The following is a 20470-nucleotide window of genomic DNA, read 5'->3' on the forward strand; positions in this document are numbered from 1 at the left end:
GGTCACGCTCCCCACCTTACCGAGCTATATTCCGGAACAGGTGAGGGGGATCCCGTTACGCCCCGCAGCCATCGGATGTCACCGAGGCTAGCTGGACAGCAGGATCGCCACCAGGACGAAGAGGACGGTCCCCAGGGCCAGCGCGAGGGTCAGCGGGCTGAAGAACGTGCCGAGCGCGGCCCAGAGCACGATGGCACCGGCACCACCGGCCAGGTCGACGATCGCCCGTGCGCGGTTCCTCCGGGCGAACAGCGCGATCCCCCCGTCCACCAGCATCACCGAGCCGTAGCCCGTCAGCAGCAGCAGCGACACCTCCGGCAGCGGGTTCCTGGCCGCCGCGGCGGCCAGCGAGACGAGCAGACCCGCGCCGACCACCCAGCGGCGGTGCAGGACGGCCCTGCGGCGCTCGCGGGCCTCGTCCACCGAGAGCCTGCCCGGCGGCGGACGGCGCCCCAGACGCCACACCCTGGTGGTGAGGGCGTGCACGCCGGTCTCCGGCGCCCGGAGCCCCGCGTCCCGGGGGTCGGCGACCTCGCGGACCCCCTGGCCGCCGGGGGCGGCGGAGGCCGTACGGGACCTCGGGGTCGCCGGGTGTGCCGCCGGGGCGTCGGCGTCCAGCCGGGCCAGGAGCGCGCCGGCGGAGGGCCGGTCCCGGGGGTCGCGCCGCATGCACTCCTGGAGCAGCGGCGCCAGCCAGCCGGGCGCCCCCTCCAGATCGGGGTCGTGGTGGACGACGCGGTAGCCGACCGCCAGGGCGGGGCCGGCGCCGTAGGGGTGCCGGCCTGTGGCCGCGTAGGCCAGCGTGGCCCCGAAGGAGAACAGGTCGGCCGCCGCCCCCGGGTCGGCGCCTTCGAGCATCTCGGGGGCGAGGTAGCCGGGCGTGCCGAGAATCGCCCCGGAGACCGTGACCGAGGAGGAGTCGAGCGCGCACGCGATGCCGAAGTCGATCACGACCGGCTCGCCGTCGGCCAGGATCACGTTGGCGGGCTTCAGGTCGCGGTGGACGACGCCGGCGGCGTGGATGGCGACCAGGGCCTGGGCCAGGCCGCGTGCGAGCCGTACGAGGCGCTCGCCCTCGACCGGCCCGTCACCGGAGATCACCGTGCTGAGCGGGCGGCCCTGCACGTAACGGGTGACGAGGTAGGGACGGGCGCCCTCCATCGCGGCGTCCAGGACCTCGGCGACGTAAGGCCCCTGGACGCGGCGCATGGTCGCCACCTCGCGGGCCAGCCGGGCGACGGCCGTCGCGTCGGCCGCGACGTGCGGGTGCAGGATCTTGACCGCCACCGTGTGCCCGCCGGGATCCAGCGCGAGATGGACCTCGCCGAAACCTCCCGCGCCAAGCGTCGACAGCAGGCGGTAAGGGCCAAGACGTTCACCGTCCGCCGCTCCCATGCGACTCCTTCCGGCCGGTCCCCTTCATCGTGCATCAGCGGAACCGTTCTCGCACGGCGCGGCCCCAAGAAAACCCCCCATGCATGGACACATGCCGCACAAATACGATGTTTCCCGCGCCGCCTTGTCTTCCACCGGCCGCCCAGGACTCTGGACAGAACGGCTAGAAGGTGACGAACCCGAGTCCGAGGCTGTCCATCAGGTCGTTGAACAGGCCGCGGATCAGGTCGAGCGCGCCCATCTTGCCGTTGTTGACCTGCTCCCGCCAGGCCCTGGTGAGCTGCTCCACCACGTCGGACGGCTGGTCCCACGGCACGAAGGACGGCACCATCGTCAGCGCGGCCATCACGGTGAAGAACGCCAGCGTGCCCAGGGCGATCGTGGTCACCATCGCGGCCCCCGGGCTGCGGATCACCCCGGTCAGCGCGCGGGAGACGGCCTTGCGCGGCTTGCCGCCGCCGGGCAGCACGAACAGCCCGGCCACGAACGCGCCCGCCGCGTAGGCGGCGGCCGGGTCGGTCCGCAGGTGCACGACGAACCTGAGGGCGCCCCACACACACATGCCGAACATCGCGGCCAGCGGGGCCGTGACCAGCGTCGCGAGCACCGCCTTGATCAGCGCCCAGGGGGTGCCGACCAGCGCGAGCAGCGGATCGGCCGCGCTGTTGCCCCGCACCGAGCGGCGCTGGGCCAGGTCGCCGAAGAGATACTCGCCCACCCGGAGGCAGAGCGCGGCCACCACCGCGAACGCGCTGACCACGACCGGCAGCACGCAGGCCAGCGCGACCAGGATCGTCAGCAGCAGCGCGGCGGCCAGCGGGTGTCCGGCGCGATACTGCGAACGCTCCCTCGGCTGGGTCTGGGGCCGGGGCGCGGGCGGCGGCACATACGGCCGGGCCTCACCGGGCGGAGGGTACGGACTGCTCGGTGTGGTGGGCCTCGGCGGCGGATATCCGGCGACCCGTTGATCGGCGTAGGGCGGCGGGGCGACCCTCTGCTGGGCCGAGGGCGGCGCGGGGACGTACGGCGGAGGCGGGGTGGCCGGCACGTACGGGGGCGGAGCCCCCACCCCGGAGCGGTCCGCCTCGGGGCGCGGCCTGCGCTCACGCCGCTCGGGCTTGGCGTACTCCACCGGAGGGAGCAGGTCCGAGTAGGTGCTGTCCTGCGGCAGCACCCGGGTCCCGTTCGCCGGGGGCGGGGGCGGGGTCTGGGAGGAGGGGGGCGACGGCGCGGGGCTCTGACCGTCCAGGACCCTGGTGCCGTCGGGGTTGAGAACCCTGGTGCCGTCCGAGTTGAGCACCTTGGTGCCATCGGTGTTGAGCACCTTGGTGCCGCCGTCGGCGACCGAGGCGGGCGGCGCCTCGTGGAAGACCGTCACCGTCGGGTCGAGGGCGCGCGCCATGCGGTGCAGCTCCTGCGCGCTCGGCCGGGCCGCCGGATCGACGGCCAGGGCCCGCCGGAGCCAGCCGCGCAGCCAGGCGGGAGCCAGGTCGACGTTGGCCCGGCCCTCCATGATGTTGAAGCAGACGACCTCGAAACTGCCCGTGCCGAACGGCGGCTTGCCGGTCGCGCCGAAGAAGACCGTCGAGGCCAGCGCGTGGACGTCGGCGGCCTGAGTGATCTCGGAGTCACGGATGATCTCCGGGGCGAGGTAGCCGGGCGTGCCGACGAACATGCCGGTCTGGGTCAGCCGGGTGGCGTTGACCAGGTGGGCGATGCCGAAGTCGATGACCAGCGGCTCACCGTTGACGATCATCACGTTGGAGGGCTTGAAGTCGCGGTGGATGACGTCGGCCGCGTGGATCGCCACCAGCGCCGCGCACATGCCCTGGGCGAGCTTGATGACCTCGCGCGCCGTGAGCGGGCCGTCGGTGAGGACGGTCTCCTCCAGCGTGCGGCCCGGCGCGAAGCGGGTCACGATGTAGGGCTGCCCACCGGTCAGCTTGGCGTCGAGCACCTCGGCGACCTGCGGGCTGCGCACCCGCCGCATGGTCTCCACCTCGCGGGTGAGCCGGTCACGGGCCTTGAGGTCCGCGGCCACGTGCGGGTGCAGCACCTTGACGGCCACCTCGCGGCCGTCCTCGTCCAGCCCCAGGTGGACGACCCCCATGCCGCCCTCGCCGATCTTCTCCAGCAGCCGGTATGGCCCCAGCCTCTCCGGCGCCCGTGTCTCCCCCGTCATCGCGCCGCCTTGTCTCGTAGGTCCTGCAGTTTCTCCACCACCGTCCCGACATCGACCGGTGTCCACCGCGCCTCCCTCGCACGCGTCCCCACGGTGCCGATCGTCAGAAGGAGCGTGAGCACGGCCAGCGCCCCCAGCGCCGAGGCCGTGAGAACGGCCGCGCCGCGTGAAGGCAGCAGTGATGCCAGGGTACGTCTCATCTGCCGGTTGGGGCCCTCCACTCCGGGTCCGGCGCACACGGTCCACAGTGCCACCGTCGCGCCCCAGCTCAGCGCGTTGCCGGCCGGCATCCTGGGAACCAGCACGGCCAGCAGCAGCGTCACCGGCAGGCCGAGGATCAGCCCGTACGGCACGAGCGCCGCGGTGACGCCGGCCGACTTCGCCAGCGCGGCCGGCTGGCCGAGCACCCGGAAGACGTCGGCCGCCGCGTCGCCCGCCGCCCGCCGGGCGTTCAGCCGGGGCTGGGCGATGTCGGCCGCGCGCAGCAGGATCACGGCCGGGATCACCACGGCGGCGACCAGGATCGGCGCGAGGACGGCCGTGAGCGCCACGGTGAACAGCAGCAGCGCGCTCGCCACGCCGTACGCCTTGGAACGCTGCAACGCGTGGCCGGGACGCTGACCGGGGTGGAGCGGTGCGGGCGCCTGCTGCCGGTGCTGTGGTTGCGGGTGGGGATAGGGGTAGGGCGGCGGCGCGTGCGGCGGTGTGGAGTGCGGCCCGGAGTACTGGCGGACCTGCGGCGTCTGCTCGAAGGACGCCTGCTGCCGCGAGTACGACTGGGCGGGGTGCGCCTGGCCGGGGTGGCGCCCCTGGTTTCGGTACTCCTGCAGGTCCTGAGGGCGGACGCGCTGGGTCGGGATGTCGCCGTCCTGCGCCGGCGGCGTGGCGCCGAGCCGACCGGCGGTGTTCGGAGCGCCGGGGCCGGCGGGGTCGCCGAAAGCGTGGGGGGCGTTGGGGCCGGCGGGGGTGTTGGACCCGCCGAAGACGTTGGGCCCGGGGGACGCCTTCGGGGCGCCGAAGGCGCCGGGGCCGGTGGAGGCACCCCTGGTGGGGGTGTCCTCCGGACCGAGCAGGCCGGTGGGCAGGTCGTGCGAGGACCGCTGGGCCGCCTGGCGCAACTCCTCGGCCGTCACCCTGCGGGTGGGCCAGGAGTCGGGCTCCTGCCGGTCGCCGAGCAGCGAGACGTACTCGCGCGGCGGCGTCACGGGGGGCGGCGGCCACGGAGTGGGCGTCCCCGGCCGGGACGCCACCGGGGTCGGCAGGTCACCCGGATCGGCCTCCCCACGGCCCGGCGCGCCGGGGCCGCCCGGGGCACCGGTACCCGAGGGAACACCGTGATTCCCCTGACCCGGCGACCGGCCCGGGAGGCCCGGCCCGTCGGGAAGGCCGGGCCCTGTGGCGGGAAGCGGCCCGGTGGGCAGGAGGGAACCCGTGGCGGGGAGGGAACCGGTGGGCAGGAGGGAACCCGTGGGGAGCAGCGGGCCGGTGGCCGGGAGGGGGCCGGTGGGGAGCAGCGGGCCGGTCACCGGCGGGGCGCCGGAGAGGCGGTCCCGGCCGCCCCGCGCGGGCGGGCGGCCGGGGCCGGAGTCGTCGAAGTCCGCGACCGTGGCGACGTCGTCGGGCACCCGGCCCCGGCCGCCCGCCTGGGGCAGCAGGCGTTCCACCCGGGCGGCGAGCTCGGCCGCCCTCGGCCGTTTGGCGGGGTCGCGCTGGAGCGCGGCGCGCAGCACCGGTTGGAGCGGCTGCGGGACCGCGTCCACGTTCGCCTTGCCCGCGGTGATGTTATAGAAGATCATCTCCAGCGTGCCCTTGCCGAAGGGCGGCTGGCCGGTGGCCGCGAAGACCAGCGTGCCCGCCCAGGCGTGCACGTCCACCTCGGGCCCCGCCTCGTGCCCCTCGATGATCTCGGGGGCGAGGTAGCCGGGCGTGCCGATGAACATGCCGGTCTGGGTGAGCCGGGTGGCGTCCACGGCCTGCGCGATGCCGAAGTCGATGAGGACGGGCTGGCCGTCCAGGATGAGCACGTTGCCCGGCTTGAGGTCCCGGTGGATCACCCCGACCGAGTGCACGGCGGCGAGCGCCGCCGCCACCCCGTGGGCGACCTTGAGCAGCGCGGGCAGGTCCATGGGACCGTCCTGCTTGATCAGCTCGTCCAGCGGGCTGCCGGGAACGTAGCGGGTCACGATGTAGGGCCGGTGGCCCGTCACATCGGCGTCGAGCACCTCGGCGATGTGCTCGCTGCGCACCCGCCGCATGGTCTCCACCTCCCGGGAGAGCCTGCGGCGGGCCACGTCGTCACCGGCCACCTCGGCGCGGAGGACCTTTACGGCCACCTGCCGCCCTTGGGGGTCGACGGCGAGATGAACCACGCCCATGCCTCCCTCACCGAGCCGCCGGAGCAGTCGGTAGGGACCTAGTCGATCGTCCTGATTCATGGCACGAAGAACCATACCGGCTTAAACACCGCCCATGAGATGAACCATCAGGCCACATTCTTCGATAGAACAACGTGTGCCAGGCCCCAACGGTTTCCCAAAGCCGGGTAACACTCAATCTCTTTTCGGCGTCAGTTCGCCAGGCGAATCACCCGCGCGGTCTTCAGACCGCACAGTACGGCTCCGGGAAGTGCCAGTTTGGAACGGCGGACGCCACTGCCGACCACGACCCCCGGATGGACCGCCACGGCCTCGTCCACGAGCACCGGCCACTCCCCGGGCAGTCCCAGCGGGGTGATCCCGCCGTACTCCATCCCGGTCAGCTCGACCACGTCCTCCTGCGGCGCGAACGAGATCTTCCGCGCGTCCAGGTGCCGCCGGACCACACCGTTGACGTCGGCCCTCGTCGTGGCGAGCACCACGCAGGCGGCGTACCGGATCTCTCCGGCCCGCCTGGCCGCCACGATCACACAGTTGGCCGCCTCGTCCGCGGCCACGCCGTACCGCTCGCAGAACGCCGCCGTGTCCGACAGTCCGGGGTCGATCTCGGCGGCCTGGACCCCGTCGAGCCCGGCGACGGCCCGCGCCACCGGCTCGGCCAGCAGGTCCAGCCGCTCCGTCGCCCTCACCCAGCCGAGCGTCCCGATCGCCATCCCCGTCTCCCATCGGCCGTCCGTTCCTGAGACTGTACGGCCGGATCCGAGGGAACGTTCAGGACGGCGTCTTCAGGACCCGGCTGTGAAGTCCGGTTACGGCCTTTCTGGCCGACTCCATCGCCCCGGCCTGCCAGGCCACCAGGTGGGTGAGCCAGTCACCGGCGAAGTAGACCCGCCCCGCCGGGCGTTGCAGCAGGGCGAAACCGCCGTCGTAGGAGGGCCAGTGGACCCAGCCGCCCTCCAGGTGTGGCTGCCGCTGCCAGGCGATCGAGAGGCTGGAGCGCAGCTCGGCCCGGTACTTCTCGCCGTGGATCTTCCTGCCCTGGGTGAGCGCGCGGGCGCGGCGGTCGCGGGGGGAGAGCCCGCCGTACAGCTCGGCGTTCTCCTCGGTGTTGTAGTAGCCGACGATCAGGCCGCTCCCGGAGTGGTAGCCGTGGGAGGGGTACCAGATGTGGGTGATGTCCAGGTCCGTCTCGGTGATCCCACCGTAGATCCGGTCGTCGATCTCCCACCACCGCCTGCCGTACTCCAGGCCGATCTTGCCCGCGGCGACCGGGACGGGGGCGCGGAGCGCGGCGGTGACCGGGGTGCCCAGGTTGTGCGGGAGACGGGCGAGCAGGTGGGGCGGGAGGGTGGCGACGCAGTAGTCGGCGCGGAGCGTGCCGCCGGGGTGGGTCACCTCGACGCCGTCGGCCAGGCTCCTCAGGCCGGTGACCCGGGTGCCCGTCCTGATCCGGTCGCGGCCGACCTCCCGGACCAGCGCGGTCACGATCGCGTCCATCCCGCCCACCGGCTGGAACATGGGCGTGGCCTGGTCATAGCCGAAGTCCATGGTGATCGCCCGGCCCGTGCCGGCGGCGAGCACGTCGCTCAGCGAGGACGGCGCGGCGAGCGGGACGCCGTCGCCGGCCCCCGGGAAGGTCTCGAAGCCTCGGCGGGTGGAGCCCCGGTAGGCCAGGTCGGGGCCGAGGTCGCCGAAGCGGCGCAGGAACTCCGCCAGCCGTTCCCCGTCCTCCTTGGTGAGCCTGCGGTCGAGCGCGCCCGTCCCGGCCGCCTTGGCCAGCAGCTCGGCGACGTAGCCGTACAGGTCGGCGCGGGCGGTGCGCGCCCGGACCGGGGCGGTCATGCCCCGCGTGTAGACGTACGCCGAGGCGTTGCTGTTGACGAACGTCTCGATGGGCACGCCCAGCTCGCGGCAGTAGTCCATGGCGACCATCCACGGCGCGATCCTGCCGGGCCCCGCGTTGAAGTAGGTGCCCTCCTGGAAGGCGGCCGTCTGGGTCTCGCCGCCCGTCTCGGTCAGCCGGTCCCCGCCGCGCAGCGTGAGACTCCGGCCGCCCACCCGGTCGGCGGCCTCCAGGACCGTGCAGTCGTATCCCGCCTTGCCCAGCTCGTAGGCGCAGGTCAGCCCGGCGATCCCGGCGCCGAGCACCAGCACCTTCGCCGCTGCCCTGCCGCTGAGGGAGAAGTCGGAGGGCCGCGGCGGGACGAACGCCCTCTCCTGGGACTCGGGGGCCAGGCCCAGCGCCCCCATCGCGGCGAACATGGCTCCGGCGCCGCCGGCCGCGCCCACGCCGACCAGCAGCGCCCGCCGCGTCATACCGCTGGACTCGCTCATCGCGCGTCAGCCGCGTCCGCCGCCGGCGGCGGCCGGGTCGCCGGTCATCCCAGCCCCCAGGTCTCGACACGGCGCGCCTCGTGGGCGCTCATGAAGCCGATCTCGTCCGCCATGAAGTCGTGGACCTGTTTCCGCCACGGCTCGGGGATCTCCTCGATCGCGGGCGGATAGCAGCGGTCCAGCCAGGCGGTGGACGCCTCGGTCGCGCCGAGGAACCTCGCGGCCCTGCCGAAGACCGTGTCCTCGACGCCGGGCACCCGGGCGCAGCCGTACTCGATCATCTCCTGCCCGCCGTACGGCGGGGGCTCCTGCCACTTGCGGGCGACCGGCCGGGCCGGGCCGATGGTGGTGCGGAGCGGGCGGCGTTCGACGGCCGCCTGGATGAGCTCCTTGTACAGGCACTTGCCGCAGGTGCCGCAGGGGCCGTTGACCCCGCGCAGGCACCAGCGGACCTGGGGGCGCAGCTCGGAGCCGAGGGCCAGCCGCATGGTGACGGCCTCGCTGACCCCGCCGACCGGCAGCACGATGTGCAGGCCCGCGGCGGCGAAGGCCCGGCCCCACGCGCCGTGCGGCGCCCACATCGGGTTGTCGGGAGTGTATTCGAGCAGGTAGCGATCTCCGCCCAGCCAGCGCGAGCCCAGCTCGTAGCCGAAGGCGAGGCCGCCGAGGTCGAGCTCGTCGGCCAGCAGCAGCGCCCCGGCGGCCACCGCGTGGTGCTCGGGATAGCCGGGGCGGGGCTCGGCGAGGGTGAACTCCAGGTCGGAACGGACGACGGTGAGCTCCCGCCCGGTCCGCTCGGCCAGGGTGGCCAGGACGTCGGCGCGGTAGTGGGTCCAGCGGTTGGGCACGCGCGGGTGGGAGACCCGCTGGAAGTGCACGAACGGCGCGTCGGGCAGCATCGCGGCCACGGCCGCCGAGTCCGCGCCGCCGCTGTAGGAGATCGCCAGCCTGCCGCCGGAACGCGGCGAGCCGCCGACCGGCCCGGCCTCGACCCCCCAGCCCTGCCCGATCGCCAGGGCGAGTTCCGGCGAGATCGGCCGGTCGAAGGCGACCGCGCGCCGGGTCCACGGCGCGACGACCGTCCACGCGGCCAGGGCCGACAGGTCGGGGTGGATGTCGTACGGCTCGCGCGGCAGCTCGATCCGGCAGGAGTTGGTGGCCAGTTTCAGGGGCTGACCGTCGGCGCAGAGTCCGGTGATGGTGTCCTCGGGGTCCAGCCGGAAGGTCAGGTGCCGGACACCGCCGTCCGCCGCCCAGCTCACCCTCATCCGGCGCTCCGGCAGGGGCGCTCCAGGCTCGTGGAGGGCGTCCGCCCGGCGGGCGCGTCCGCCGGGGGCCCGCTCACGAGGGGGGAACTCGCGGAGGAACCGTCCGCGGAGAACGTGGAGAAGGCGCTCGCGCGGGAGGCGTTCACCGAGGGCCCGTCTCCTGACCGGCGGTCCACGGCCTGCCAGAGCAGCACCTCGTTCTGGAGCACGTGCTCCATCGCCGCGGCGGTCTCCCCGGCCAGCCGGTGGGCGTCGTCCCAGCGCCTCACCCTGGCCTGGTCGGGCTCCGCCTTGGCCACCTGCGCCCGGAGCCGGTCGACCTCGGCGCGCAGCGCGGTGACCTCCCTGCCGAGCGTCTGGACCTCCCAGAGCGCGTCCTTGATGTCCTGTCGATGGTCGGCCCGGGAGATGTATCGGGAGTCGAACCATCCACGCACCGCGCGCTGGAGCCGGGCGGGCACCAGCGCGCGTTTCCACAACCGCACCATAGTGCGGCACGATACCGGCAAAGCACGATCTACCAGGACGGTCTTCCAGACTTCCCCTTTACCGCCTTTGTCATCTTTTGCATCTACCGGTCAGCGGCCGGTGAACTTCGCCTGTGTCTTCTCGGCGAAGGCGCGCGTGCCGATCCGGGCGTCCTCGGTGGCGAACAGGGCCAGGAACTGCAGGCGCTCGACCTCCAGGCCGGTGTCCAGATCCGTCTCCAGGCCCCGGTCGACGGCCTGCTTGGCGGCCCGCAGGGCCAGGGCCGGCCCGCCGACGAACGCGGCGGCGTAGGCGAGGGCCTCGCCCTGGACGTCGGCGTCGGGGACGACGCGGTCCACCAGGCCGATCCGCAGCGCCTCGGCGGCCGAGACGTGGCGGCCGGTGAAGATGAGGTCCTTGGCCCTGGCGGGACCGATCAGCCGGGACAGCCGCTGGGTGCCTCCCGCGCCGGGCATGATGCCGAGCAGGACCTCGGGCTGGCCGAGCTTGGCCGACTCGCCCGCGATCCGGATGTCGGCGCACAGGGCCAGCTCGCAGCCGCCGCCCAGGGCGTAGCCGGTGACGGCCGCGACGACCGGCTTGCCGATCTTCGCGACGGCGATCATGCAGTCCTGTAGCAGCTGGGAGTGAACGGACATGTCGGCGTAGGGGATGTCCGCCATCTCCTTGACGTCGGCGCCCGCCGCGAAGACCCGCTCCCCGCCGTAGAGGACCACGGCGAACACCTCGGGGTCGGCGTCCACCTGGCGGGCACAGGCCGCGACCTCCTCCAGGACCTGCCGGTTGAGCGCGTTCATCCTCGGCCGGTCGAGTCTGATCGTCGCGACCCCGTCGGCCTTCTCCACCCGTGCGAACTCACCCATGGTCGTCCCCTCCGCCGGAAACACCGTCACGCCGACACCCGCCGGCGCCCTCGCGCCGTCATCGGCGCGCGGCCGTCATCACGACACCAACATCGCCACACCAACATAGAGGGATCCTCCCCGGTGGACGCCACCAGGTCCTTGTGTCCTCTCAGGTGACGGGCAGTGCCAGATCCCTGGCTCCTCCTCCGGCGGGCTCGGCGAGGGCGGCGATGATCCGGCGGTAGACCCGCTCGTACCTCTCGGTCATCACCTCGACGTCGAAGTGCCGCGCGACGTGCGCCCGGCAGGCGTGCGGGTCGAGCGCGCCGGCCGCCTCGACCGCCTCGGGCAGCTCCCAGGCCCGGCTCCGGACGAGCCCGGTGACCCCGTCCACGATCACCTCGGGCACGGCGCCCCGCCCCAGGGCGACCACGGGGGTGCCGCAGGCCATGGACTCGATCATGACCATGCCGAACGGCTCCTCCCAGAGAATCGGGAAGAGCAGGCAGCGGGCCGCCGCCAGCAGCTCGCGTTTGCGGCCGGCGTCGGCCTCCCCGAGATACTCGGCGTCGGGACCGAGCCTCGGCCTGACCTGCTGTTCGAAGTAGTCGTGCTCCCCCGGCTCGATGAGCTTGCCCGCCAGCAGGATGCGGCGCCCGGCCGCGCGGGCGACGTCGATGGCCAGGTGCGCGCCCTTGTCCCTGCTGAGGCGTCCGAGCCAGAGCACCCAGTCCTCCTTGTCCTCCCGGAAGGGGAACGACGCGGTCTCGATCGCGTTGTGGATGACACCGGCCCAGTTCAGGCCGGGGGCGATCCGCCGCTGGGCCTCGGAGATGCCGACCATCGACACGGTGGTGCCGAGCAGCCGGTAGTACTCGCCGAGCTCACCCTCCACCTCGCCGTGACAGGTGATCACCGTGGGCACCGGCCGCGCGGACGCGGTCAGCGGCCCGGCCAGCGAGTGGTCGTGAACGATGTCGGCGTCGAGGCCGGCGGCCATGCCGTACGCCTTGGCCGCGTGCAGCACCTCGGGCAGCGACTCACCGATCCGCGCGGAGGGCGCCAGGTCGTAGGTGGGCAGGAAACGGGCGGACGTCCCCGCCTTGCCGGCCCCGATCAGGGTGATGTCGTGCCCGCGCCGGGAGAGCCCGGCGACCAGCTCGGCCAGCATCGACTCGATGCCTCCGTAACCCAGGGGCGGCACGTTGTACCAGGGAGGAGCGATCATCACGATGCGCATCGCGTCGCTCCGGCCGGAAACACCTGTCGTGGCAGTCATGTCAACCTCACCTACGCTCGTGCGGCCCGCGGATAATCCGAATCGGCTGGACAGGCTGTCAGGGGACGTGGCGCAGGGCGGCCGCGGTGGGGCGACGGGGTTCGTTGATCAGGGTGACCCCCTCGGGCAGCCCGGAGACACAGACGCCGGAGTCGCCGACCTCGATCGTGACGCGGGAGCCGTCGAGGGGCAGTCCGGTGATCCGCATGTCCTCCAGGCCGACCGGGTCGAGCCAGACCCGGCCGTAGGGCAACCAGGGGTCCAGGCGGAGCAGGGTGCGGACCAGGTGGATGGGGGTCGCGGCCGCCCAGGCCTGCGGCGAGCAGGAGGTGGGGTAGGGCACCGGCCAGGCGAACTCGGCCCGGTCGAAGCCGCAGAACAGCTCGGGCAGCCGCCAGCCGAAGATCTCGGCCGCGTCCAGCAGGCCGAAGGCGATCCGCTTGGCCTCGTCCGCGAAGCCGTACCGCATCAGACCGGCGGCGATCAGGGCGTTGTCATGCGGCCAGATGGAGCCGTTGTGGTAGCTCATGGGGTTGTAGGCGCCCATGTCGGCGGCAAGGGTGCGCACGCCGTACCCGGTGAACATCTCCGGTGACATCAGGTGCCCGGCGACCGAGGCGGCCCGGTCCTCGTCCACGATGCCCGTCCACAGGCAGTGACCCATGTTGGAGGCGAGGCTGTCGATGGGACACCCGGCCCCGTCGATGCCGACGGCGTAGTATCCCCGGTCCGGCAGCCAGAACCGTTCGTTGAACGCCTCCCTGATCCGCGTGGCGCGGGCGTTCCACTGCTCCTCCAGGGCGCCGTCGCCGGCCTGGTGGGCGAAGTGGGCGCGCGCGATGTAGGCGGCGTAGACGTACCCCTGGACCTCGGCCAGCGCGATGGGCGGGCGGGCCAGGGTGCCGTCCGCGAAGCTGACGCCGTCGAAGGAGTCCTTCCACCCCTGGTTGATCAGGCCGTGGTCGGTCTTGCGGCGGTAGGACAGAAACGGGTCGGCGGACCGGGTGATCCAGGCGAGGGCGTCCTCGGCGTACGGCATGAGCTCGTCGACCGCGTCCCCGTACATCCCCCACCGGCGCAACTCGCCCAGGAGCATCACAAACAGCGGGGTGGAGTCCACCGAGCCGTAGTAGGCGTTGCCGCCGTGCGGCGAGGCGCCGGTCTGCACGCCGAAGCGGAGCTCGTGCAGGACCTTGCCGGGCTCCTCCTCGGTGAGCGGGTCGTCCACCTTGCCCTGCAGCCTGGCCAGGCGGCGCAGGGTGCCCAGCGCGAGGGACTGGTCCAGGGGGAGCGCCATCCACGATGTCAGCAGCGAGTCACGGCCGAACAGGGTCATGAACCAGGGCGCGCCCGCGGCGACCGTCGGCGGTTCCTCCGGCCGGTCGGGCTCGAACAGCCGCAGCGCGCCGAGGTCCTCCCTGGAGCGGTGCAGCACCTGGCCGAGAATGCGGTTGGAGGTGGTGACCGAGGTGCTGAGGCGGTCCCAGTCGGCGCGGCGCCTGGCGGGTTCGGCGTGCTCCACCGGGTGGTGGGTGGAGAACCAGGCGGGTGACTCCTCCCCCTCCAGGATCGGGTTGACCTGGAGGCTCACCGTCCACTCCCCGCGCGCGGGGACGACGATCCGGAAGATGAGCACGCCCGGCACGGCGAACGGCGCGGGCTCGGCCACCACCCGGCTCCCGCGCGACCGGCTGGCCGAGAAGATCAGCAACCCCGACCGGTCGGCCGTCATCTCCACGTCGGTCACGTGCCGGATCCGGCCGACCTTCACCTCGAACAGGTCGGCCATGTCGGAGCCGATGTGGACGTCGACCACGCATCCGGCCGGCTCGTCCGACAGGTTGCGCAGGGTCAGGTCCTCGCGGAGGCCGCCGCCGACGTACCGGTCCCTGACCACCAGCAGGCTGCTCTCGGCCCGTCCCGGCCTCGGCGCGGCCCTGCCGATGAACGTCGCGTGGTACGGCTCGCCCGCGAGCACCCTGAGCGGCTCCACCGCCACGTCGTCCACCCGGAGCTCCCAGCGGGACAGCAGCCGCGTGTCGGCGTGGTAGACGCCCTGCGCGCCGCCCTGCAGGATGTCTCCGCCGCGCGCGGACACGCAGAAGGAGCCACCCTCGACCAGGGTCACCGTGGTGTCCCCCAGCGCGCCGGGCTGGCCTTCGAAGGTCCAGGCGTCCAATGTTCTCCCCGGAGTCCGGAAATGTCGGCTTTTATAACCATTCCCCGCCGGGGCCGGAAAGGAACGGGATCTCCACCGACCATTAGCCTGTCTTGCCTGATCAGAGGCCTGGCGCCCTCCCGGGCCGCCGATCGGCGCCGGTCCCGCTCACCGTCGTTTTCTGGGCAGGACGCGCTTGATGTCCTCAGGGGTCGGCAGCCGTCCTCCGAACCTCCGTCCGTCCAGGAGACGCTTGAGCCGCCCGGACTCCCGCCCGCTGATCGACGGATCGGAGACGAGGGGGTTCAGCAGGCCGGGGTCGTAGGGAAAAGAGCTGATCGCCGGATAGGGGACGACACTCGGCCACAGCCTCCCCGGCACCGCGGCCGGCACCGTCAGGGGCAGGGTCGTGGACGGCACGGTGCCCAGCCGGAAGTCGACGCGGACGCCGGGGAGCGGGACGGGATCCCGGTCGAAGGGCAGCGGCAGCGCCGTCAGCAGGAACAGCCCGATCGCGAACACCCCTCCGACGGCGGCGACCCGGAGTTTCCGCCTGTTCTCCTCACGGGTGGCCACGTCCTCGGCGGGCGAGACGGTCATCGTCTCGACGGGTGCCCCGTTCCGCGGACTCCCCTCGGCGTCCTGGCTGAGCCAGGCCCCGGCGTCGACGCCGAGCGCGTGCAGACGCAGGCGGAGTCGTTCGACCTCGGCGAGGCCACCGGTCACCGCCGCGCCCACCAGCTCGCGGAACTCGGAGACGGTGACGTTCCCCGCGGCCGACGCTCCCGCCTCGGTCCAGACGAGCCGGTCCGGACCTCCCCAGGACATCTCCCAGCGGGCGCGGCCCCGGGTGACCAGGGCCTGGCCGACCAGCGCGAACAGCGCGGTCTCCAGCCGCCGCCGCGCCGCGTCCCCGCCCGTCCGCCCGTCCGAGGGGCCGTCCGATGGGGAGTCGTCGTCCGCCGCCACGAGGGGATCGGGGAGGTGCGCCGCCAGACGCCGGCCCGCGCCACTTCCCAGCAGGTCCAAAACCACGGCCAGGGCGGGCCTGGAGGGGTCGCCGAGCCGGTGGGCGGCCCGCACCAGCTGTCTCACCGGCTCGGTGGCCAGGGTCTCGGCCGTCAGATCCAGCCATTCGCGCCACGGCAGCGCGGCCGAGCCGGCGGCCTCCGCGGGAAACACGCATCTCCGTACGGCCCGCGGGGTCGGCCCCCGGTAGGGGAAGCGCTCGGCCGCGGGGACCGGATCGCGCTCCCCCACCGGCCCGTCGAGCCTGCCGAGTGCCCGCAGGCGCCGGGCCAGGCTGGGATGGGAGTCGTATTTCCTGGTGCGCTCCGGGGGCGGAAGCCGCCTCAGCTCCTCCAGCCGGGCCCGATAGCCGGGATCGGCCAGCATGGCGGCGAACGCGGCGAAGGGATCGTCCGGGACGCATCCCCTCGCGCGCATCGGGTCGAGACAGCGGGTCCGGAACTCGCTCCAGGCCACGGGCAGGACATGGAGGGACCGCCAGAGCGCCTCGGCGGCGATCTCGGTACCGGCCACCCTGGCGGCCACCGCGTCGGCCTGGAGTTCCTGCCTGCGGTTGACGGCGTAGCAGAGCCGGAAGTACAGGGCGGCGTAGCCGAGGAACGGCCACCACATCCAGGAGACCGGACCGCTCGAACGGGCGGGACCGCGCGCGCCGACGGCGGGCTTGCGCAGGAGTTCGAGCCGGTCCAGGGTCTCCCGCACCGACAGCTGCCCCCGGTAGGTGATGGCGCCGAGCCGGGTGTGCGCGTGCGCGTAGTGCCCCAGCTCATGGCAGAGCACCACGCGCAACTCGTCGGCCGACAGCCCGGCCAGCAGTGGCAGTCCGACGTAGAGACGCCGCGTCCCGCCGAAGAGACCGAGGAACGACGTCTCCTCGGTCACCTTGGCGTTCACCTCCCCGATGAGACGTATCTCCGCCGGGGGCCGGGTGCCGACCTCCTCAGCGAGCTCCCGCACCGACGCCCACAGGGCCGGCGCCTCGCTACCGGACACCCGCAGAGAGCGCGGGTCGGGCCCGGCCGAGCCGCCGAGGGCGAACAGGCCGCGCATGACCCAGAGCGCGGGGACCGTGGTGAACAGCGTCATCATCACGGAGCCGGGGAGCGGCCTGCCCAGTGCGATCGAGTCCCGCACCAGAAGGACGATGAAACCGAGGTCGACGGCCACGAGGGTGAAGCAGAGCAGGTAGAGGCCGATGAGCAGCCCGAGCGCCAGGAGCGCGCGCAGCAGGATCATCTCGGCTCCCGTCCGCCGGCGGCGGGCTGCGCGGACTCGATCACGCGGTGAACCCGCTCCAGCGCGACCCCTTCGGCCTCGAACGCCTCCCCGAGCCAGGCCGAGACGTCGCGCAGGACCACGGCGAGCGGGTCGGCGAGAAGGCCGCCGGGGAACGTGAGCCGCTCTTCGGAGCGCCGGGACGGCCGGGTCAGTCCCATCAGCCTCTCCAGCTTGCGACGCGCCTGGAAGAGGTAGACGGCCACCAGCGCGCTCTTGACGCCGAGCGCCGCGGCGATCTCCTTCTGCGGCAGACCGTACACGCAGTGGGCCAGGATCACGATCCGTTCGCGCTCGGCCAGCGCGGGGAGCGCGGCGAGGACCATGGTGACCTCGGCCGTCTGCTCCGGAGACGAGTACGGCCTCACCGGCACCTGGAGCTCCCCCGCCTCCCGCCTCCTCCGCCGCCCCGCGACCTTCCACCACCGCCGCTGCATCGTGGTGTGCACCCACTTCTCGGCGGCCCGCCGGTCGTAGCGGCCGATGCGGTCCCAGTGCCTGAACGCCTCCAGGTAGGCGTCCGCCACCATGTCCTCGGCGTCCTGCCTGCCTCCGCAGATCATGGTCGCCCTGGTCAGCATGCGGGCGGAGGTCAGCTGGTAGAACTCCCCGAAGGCGGCCGGGTCCGACCTCGCGGCGTCCTTCCCCGCCTCCCCCCGCACTCCCCTGCCGCCCGTGTCCCGCGTATGTCCCGTGTCCCCGCCGGGTTCCGTGTCCGGGGTTTCCCACGGCGTCTCCCAAGACGCGGTGGTTCCCATGCCGTCGGGTCGCGCGACGTTCTGCTCGGTCACCGTTCGTCCTTCCGCCGGAGGCCGGCCTCCGAGGACTTCTGGAGGTATACGACCAGCGTCCCCTCGCCGGCCCTGTAGTCAATGACCACGGGCCCCGTTCCCGCTCGCACCCGGACCACCGTGATCCCGCCGCGCGCCCCGGCCCCACCTGACGTGCGCGCCCGGCTCATGATCATCAGCAGCACCAGCCTGACCGCGCCCGCCACCAGGGCCAGGAGAATCGGATCGCTCATCGTGAGATCGCCTTCCAACCGAGAGACGGCCGGCGTGATCGCCGGCTCCGTGCTCTCAAAAAGGCCCTCGCGACGAGAAATCTTTACAACGGAATCGCCCCGGTTCTCGCCGGGCGCCGATCCCGCGCGATCGCCCCTCGTCTCGCGGCGGAGAAGCGGTCGCCCGACGCACCACCAGGCGTCAACTGTCAGCGCAGGGTGCCGTTGGTCATGCCCACGGGCTCCTCCGGGACCGCGATCAGCCCAAGCTCGGAGGGCGAGGCCACCAGCGGGTGGTCGGGCACGACCCGGACGGTGTAACCGAAGGAACCGGTGCGGTCCAGCGGGACCGTACCGGTGAAGACCGCCCTGCCGTCGTCCGCCTCCGACTCCACGGTCAGGTCGGCGTAGGCCGGGCCGACCAGCTCGTCATGCGGCCCGACCAGGCCGTAGGCGGCCTGGACCCGGACGTCCGAGGGTCCCAGGTCGCCCAGGGCCATGGTCGCCCGCAGCTCCAGGGACGCGCCGACCTCGGGGGTGTCGCCCAGGTTGGCGGCCTCCACATGCTCGACCCGCACCCCCGGCCACGCCTGGCGGACCCGCAGCTTCCAGGCGGCGAAGCTCCGGGCCGGATCGTGGTCGTCCGCCGACAGCGCGCGGGCCGAGGAGGCCGCCGGGGCGTAGAGAGCGATCACGTAGTCGCGGAGCATCCGGCCCGCCAGGACCTTGGGACCGAGAGAGGTCAGGGTGTGCCGGACCATCTCCAGCCAGCGCAGCGGCAGGCCGTCGGAGGCGCGGTCGTAGAACCGGTCGGCCACCTCGTGGTCGATCAGGTCGTAGAGCGCGTTCGCCTCCAGCTCGTCGCGGCGGTCGGGGTCGGCGACACCGTCCGCGGTGGGGATGGCCCAGCCGTTGGTGCCGTCGTACCACTCGTCCCACCAGCCGTCACGGATCGACAGGTTGAGCCCGCCGTTCAGCGCGGCCTTCATCCCGGACGTGCCGCACGCCTCCAGCGGGCGGAGCGGGTTGTTCATCCACACGTCACAGCCCTGGACGAGCAGCTGGCCCAGGGCCATGTCGTAGTCGGGCAGGAAGACGACGCGGTGCCGCACGTCCTCCCTGTCGGTGAACTTCACGATCTGCTGGATGAGCTTCTTGCCGCCCTCGTCGGCGGGGTGCGCCTTGCCCGCGATCACGATCTGGACCGGCTTGTCCGGGTCGAGCAGCAGCCGGCGGAGCCGATCGGGGTCGCTCAGCATCAGGGTGAGCCGCTTGTAGGACGGCACCCGGCGGGCGAAGCCGATGGTCAGCACATTCGGGTCGAGGGCGTCGTCGATCCAGCCGAGTTCGGCTCGCGACGCGCCCCTGGCGAGCCAGGACCGGCGCAGCCGCTCCCTCGCCGCCTCGACCAGGCGGGCCCGCAGCCGTCCGCGTATCCCCCAGACGTCCGCGTCGGCGATCTTGTTGACCCCCTCCCAGCCCTGGGCCCGCTCGACCAGGGTGGGCAGCTCCCGTCCCGCCAGCTCCATGATCTCGCGGCCCACCCAGGTGGGCGCGTGCACGCCGTTGGTGATCGACCCGATCGGGATCTCATCCAGGTCGAAGCCGGGCCAGAGCCACCGGAACATCTCCCGGCTGACCGCGCCGTGCAGCTCGGAGACGCCGTTGACCCGCTGGGCCAGCCGCATGCCCATCGCGGCCATGTTGAACCTGCCGTGCTCCTCCTCGGCCCCGAGCTCCAGGATGCGGTCCACCGGAACCGTGGGCCAGGCGTTGTCCCCGCCGAACTGGCGGGCGATCATCTCGCTGGGGAAGCGGTCGATCCCGGCGGGGACCGGGGTGTGGGTGGTGAAGACCGTCCCGGCGCGGACCACCTCCAGGGCCTCGTCGAAGGAGAGCCTGGCCTCGGTGAGCTCGCGGATGCGCTCCAGGCCCAGGAAGCCGGCGTGGCCCTCGTTGGTGTGGAAGACCTCGGGCTCGGGCTGGCCGGTGACGCGGGCGTAGGCCCGCAGGGCGCGGACCCCTCCCACGCCGAGCAGCAGCTCCTGCATCAGGCGGTGGTCGGTGCCCCCGCCGTACAGGCGGTCGGTGACGTCGCGGGCCGCGGGGTCGTTCTCGGCCACGTCGGAGTCGAGCAGCAGCAGCGGGACCCGGCCCACCTGGGCCACCCAGACCTGGGCGTGCAGGGTGCGCCCCTCGGGCAGGCCGATCGCGATCCGGACCGGCGTGCCGTCATCCTCCTTCAGGAGGGTCAGCGGGAGCCCGCCGGGGTCGAGGGACGGATAGTGCTCCAGCTGCCAGCCCTCCGGGGAGAGCGACTGACTGAAGTAGCCGTGGTGGTACAGCAGGCCGACGGCCCAGATCGGCACCCCGAGGTCGCTGGCGGCCTTGAGGTGGTCGCCGGCGAGGATGCCCAGGCCGCCGGAGTACTGCGGCAGCGCGGCGGCGATGCCGTACTCGGGGGAGAAGTAGGCGACGGCGCGGGGGGCGTCGGGGATCGTCTGGTACCAGCGCGGCGCGGTCATGTATTCGCGGAGGTCGTCCGCCGCGTCCGCGAGCCGCCGCAGGAAGCGGCGGTCGGCGGCCAGTTCACGGAGGCGGCTCGGCTCAACGGCCCCGAGAAGGGCGACCGGATCATGGCCGGCCCGCTCCCAGACGACCGGGTCCACCTCGGCGAAAAGGTCCAGTGTTTCGGGGTGCCAGGACCAGCGCAGATTGTGCACAAGCTCGCCAAGGGAGGCCAGCTCCGGTGGAAGGACGGTGCGGACGGTGAACCTGCGGATTGCTCTCACGGTGCCAGACCCTACGTACTCAGCGCCACGAGGGCGACCAAAACAC

At 73.0% G+C, this 20470-nt stretch carries 14 protein-coding genes; all 14 read right to left on the reverse strand.

The genetic code is table 11. From position 1 onward, the window contains the following. Positions 1 to 87 precede the first annotated feature (87 nt). Positions 88 to 1395 carry a serine/threonine-protein kinase gene (locus tag ABZ194_RS11525; protein ID WP_355594955.1) on the reverse strand — a complete coding sequence of 436 codons (1308 nt, stop codon included), beginning with the start codon at positions 1393 to 1395 and terminating at the stop codon, positions 88 to 90. 163 nt (positions 1396 to 1558) lie between these two features. Further along, positions 1559 to 3577 carry a serine/threonine-protein kinase gene (locus tag ABZ194_RS11530; protein ID WP_355594957.1) on the reverse strand — a complete coding sequence of 673 codons (2019 nt, stop codon included), beginning with the start codon at positions 3575 to 3577 and terminating at the stop codon, positions 1559 to 1561. Continuing rightward, complete coding sequence (locus tag ABZ194_RS11535; protein ID WP_355594959.1) at positions 3574 to 6027, reverse strand: protein kinase; 2454 nt, start codon at positions 6025 to 6027, stop codon at positions 3574 to 3576. The genes ABZ194_RS11530 and ABZ194_RS11535 overlap by 4 nt, the downstream gene beginning before the upstream one ends. A 116-nt stretch (positions 6028 to 6143) precedes the next feature. Continuing rightward, positions 6144 to 6665: a YbaK/EbsC family protein gene (locus tag ABZ194_RS11540; protein WP_355594961.1), complete on the reverse strand. Its 522-nt coding sequence runs from the start codon at positions 6663 to 6665 to the stop codon at positions 6144 to 6146. A 58-nt stretch (positions 6666 to 6723) separates the two neighbouring features. Continuing rightward, the gene (locus tag ABZ194_RS11545) at positions 6724 to 8286 is read right to left on the reverse strand and encodes an FAD-dependent oxidoreductase (RefSeq protein ID WP_355594963.1); all 1563 of its coding nucleotides are present in this window, start codon (positions 8284 to 8286) and stop codon (positions 6724 to 6726) included. 44 nt (positions 8287 to 8330) lie between these two features. Beyond that, on the reverse strand, positions 8331 to 9554 hold the full coding sequence (locus tag ABZ194_RS11550; RefSeq protein ID WP_355594965.1) for a DUF6395 domain-containing protein: 1224 nt from the start codon (positions 9552 to 9554) through the stop codon (positions 8331 to 8333). Continuing rightward, the gene (locus tag ABZ194_RS11555; RefSeq protein WP_355594968.1) at positions 9551 to 10042 is read right to left on the reverse strand and encodes a hypothetical protein; all 492 of its coding nucleotides are present in this window, start codon (positions 10040 to 10042) and stop codon (positions 9551 to 9553) included. The genes ABZ194_RS11550 and ABZ194_RS11555 overlap by 4 nt, the downstream gene beginning before the upstream one ends. A gap of 90 nt (positions 10043 to 10132) precedes the next feature. Beyond that, positions 10133 to 10906: an enoyl-CoA hydratase-related protein gene (locus tag ABZ194_RS11560; protein WP_355594969.1), complete on the reverse strand. Its 774-nt coding sequence runs from the start codon at positions 10904 to 10906 to the stop codon at positions 10133 to 10135. Between the two features lie 151 nt (positions 10907 to 11057). Then, complete coding sequence (locus ABZ194_RS11565) at positions 11058 to 12167, reverse strand: glycosyltransferase family 4 protein (protein WP_355594971.1); 1110 nt, start codon at positions 12165 to 12167, stop codon at positions 11058 to 11060. A 58-nt stretch (positions 12168 to 12225) separates the two neighbouring features. After that, positions 12226 to 14346, reverse strand: a complete 2121-nt coding sequence (locus ABZ194_RS11570) for a glycogen debranching N-terminal domain-containing protein (RefSeq protein WP_355594973.1) — start codon at positions 14344 to 14346, stop codon at positions 12226 to 12228. A gap of 147 nt (positions 14347 to 14493) precedes the next feature. Next, a complete protein-coding gene (locus ABZ194_RS11575; RefSeq protein ID WP_355594975.1) occupies positions 14494 to 16590 on the reverse strand; it encodes a M48 family metallopeptidase in 2097 nt (698 codons plus the stop codon). Continuing rightward, positions 16587 to 17420 carry a sigma-70 family RNA polymerase sigma factor gene (locus ABZ194_RS11580; RefSeq protein WP_355594977.1) on the reverse strand — a complete coding sequence of 278 codons (834 nt, stop codon included), beginning with the start codon at positions 17418 to 17420 and terminating at the stop codon, positions 16587 to 16589. The genes ABZ194_RS11575 and ABZ194_RS11580 overlap by 4 nt, the downstream gene beginning before the upstream one ends. Continuing rightward, entirely contained in the window at positions 17417 to 17653 is a 237-nt protein-coding gene (locus ABZ194_RS11585; protein ID WP_355594979.1) for a hypothetical protein, read from the reverse strand. The genes ABZ194_RS11580 and ABZ194_RS11585 overlap by 4 nt, the downstream gene beginning before the upstream one ends. 188 nt (positions 17654 to 17841) lie before the next feature. Next, on the reverse strand, positions 17842 to 20424 hold the full coding sequence (glgP, locus tag ABZ194_RS11590; protein ID WP_355594981.1) for an alpha-glucan family phosphorylase: 2583 nt from the start codon (positions 20422 to 20424) through the stop codon (positions 17842 to 17844). Positions 20425 to 20470 lie beyond the last annotated feature (46 nt).

The organism is Streptosporangium sp. NPDC006007 (assembly GCF_040614315.1).
Lineage (GTDB): Bacteria > Actinomycetota > Actinomycetes > Streptosporangiales > Streptosporangiaceae > Streptosporangium.

What these genes read in the sequence shown, in the direction of transcription:
- ABZ194_RS11525 (WP_355594955.1), bottom strand. Translation starts at nt 1,395, where the DNA reads ATGGGAGCGGCGGACGGTGAACGTCTTGGCCCTTACCGCCTGCTGTCG.
- ABZ194_RS11530 (WP_355594957.1), bottom strand. Translation starts at nt 3,577, where the DNA reads ATGACGGGGGAGACACGGGCGCCGGAGAGGCTGGGGCCATACCGGCTG.
- ABZ194_RS11535 (WP_355594959.1), bottom strand. Translation starts at nt 6,027, where the DNA reads ATGGTTCTTCGTGCCATGAATCAGGACGATCGACTAGGTCCCTACCGA.
- ABZ194_RS11540 (WP_355594961.1), bottom strand. Translation starts at nt 6,665, where the DNA reads ATGGCGATCGGGACGCTCGGCTGGGTGAGGGCGACGGAGCGGCTGGAC.
- ABZ194_RS11545 (WP_355594963.1), bottom strand. Translation starts at nt 8,286, where the DNA reads ATGAGCGAGTCCAGCGGTATGACGCGGCGGGCGCTGCTGGTCGGCGTG.
- ABZ194_RS11550 (WP_355594965.1), bottom strand. Translation starts at nt 9,554, where the DNA reads ATGAGGGTGAGCTGGGCGGCGGACGGCGGTGTCCGGCACCTGACCTTC.
- ABZ194_RS11555 (WP_355594968.1), bottom strand. Translation starts at nt 10,042, where the DNA reads ATGGTGCGGTTGTGGAAACGCGCGCTGGTGCCCGCCCGGCTCCAGCGC.
- ABZ194_RS11560 (WP_355594969.1), bottom strand. Translation starts at nt 10,906, where the DNA reads ATGGGTGAGTTCGCACGGGTGGAGAAGGCCGACGGGGTCGCGACGATC.
- ABZ194_RS11565 (WP_355594971.1), bottom strand. Translation starts at nt 12,167, where the DNA reads ATGACTGCCACGACAGGTGTTTCCGGCCGGAGCGACGCGATGCGCATC.
- ABZ194_RS11575 (WP_355594975.1), bottom strand. Translation starts at nt 16,590, where the DNA reads ATGATCCTGCTGCGCGCGCTCCTGGCGCTCGGGCTGCTCATCGGCCTC.
- ABZ194_RS11585 (WP_355594979.1), bottom strand. Translation starts at nt 17,653, where the DNA reads ATGAGCGATCCGATTCTCCTGGCCCTGGTGGCGGGCGCGGTCAGGCTG.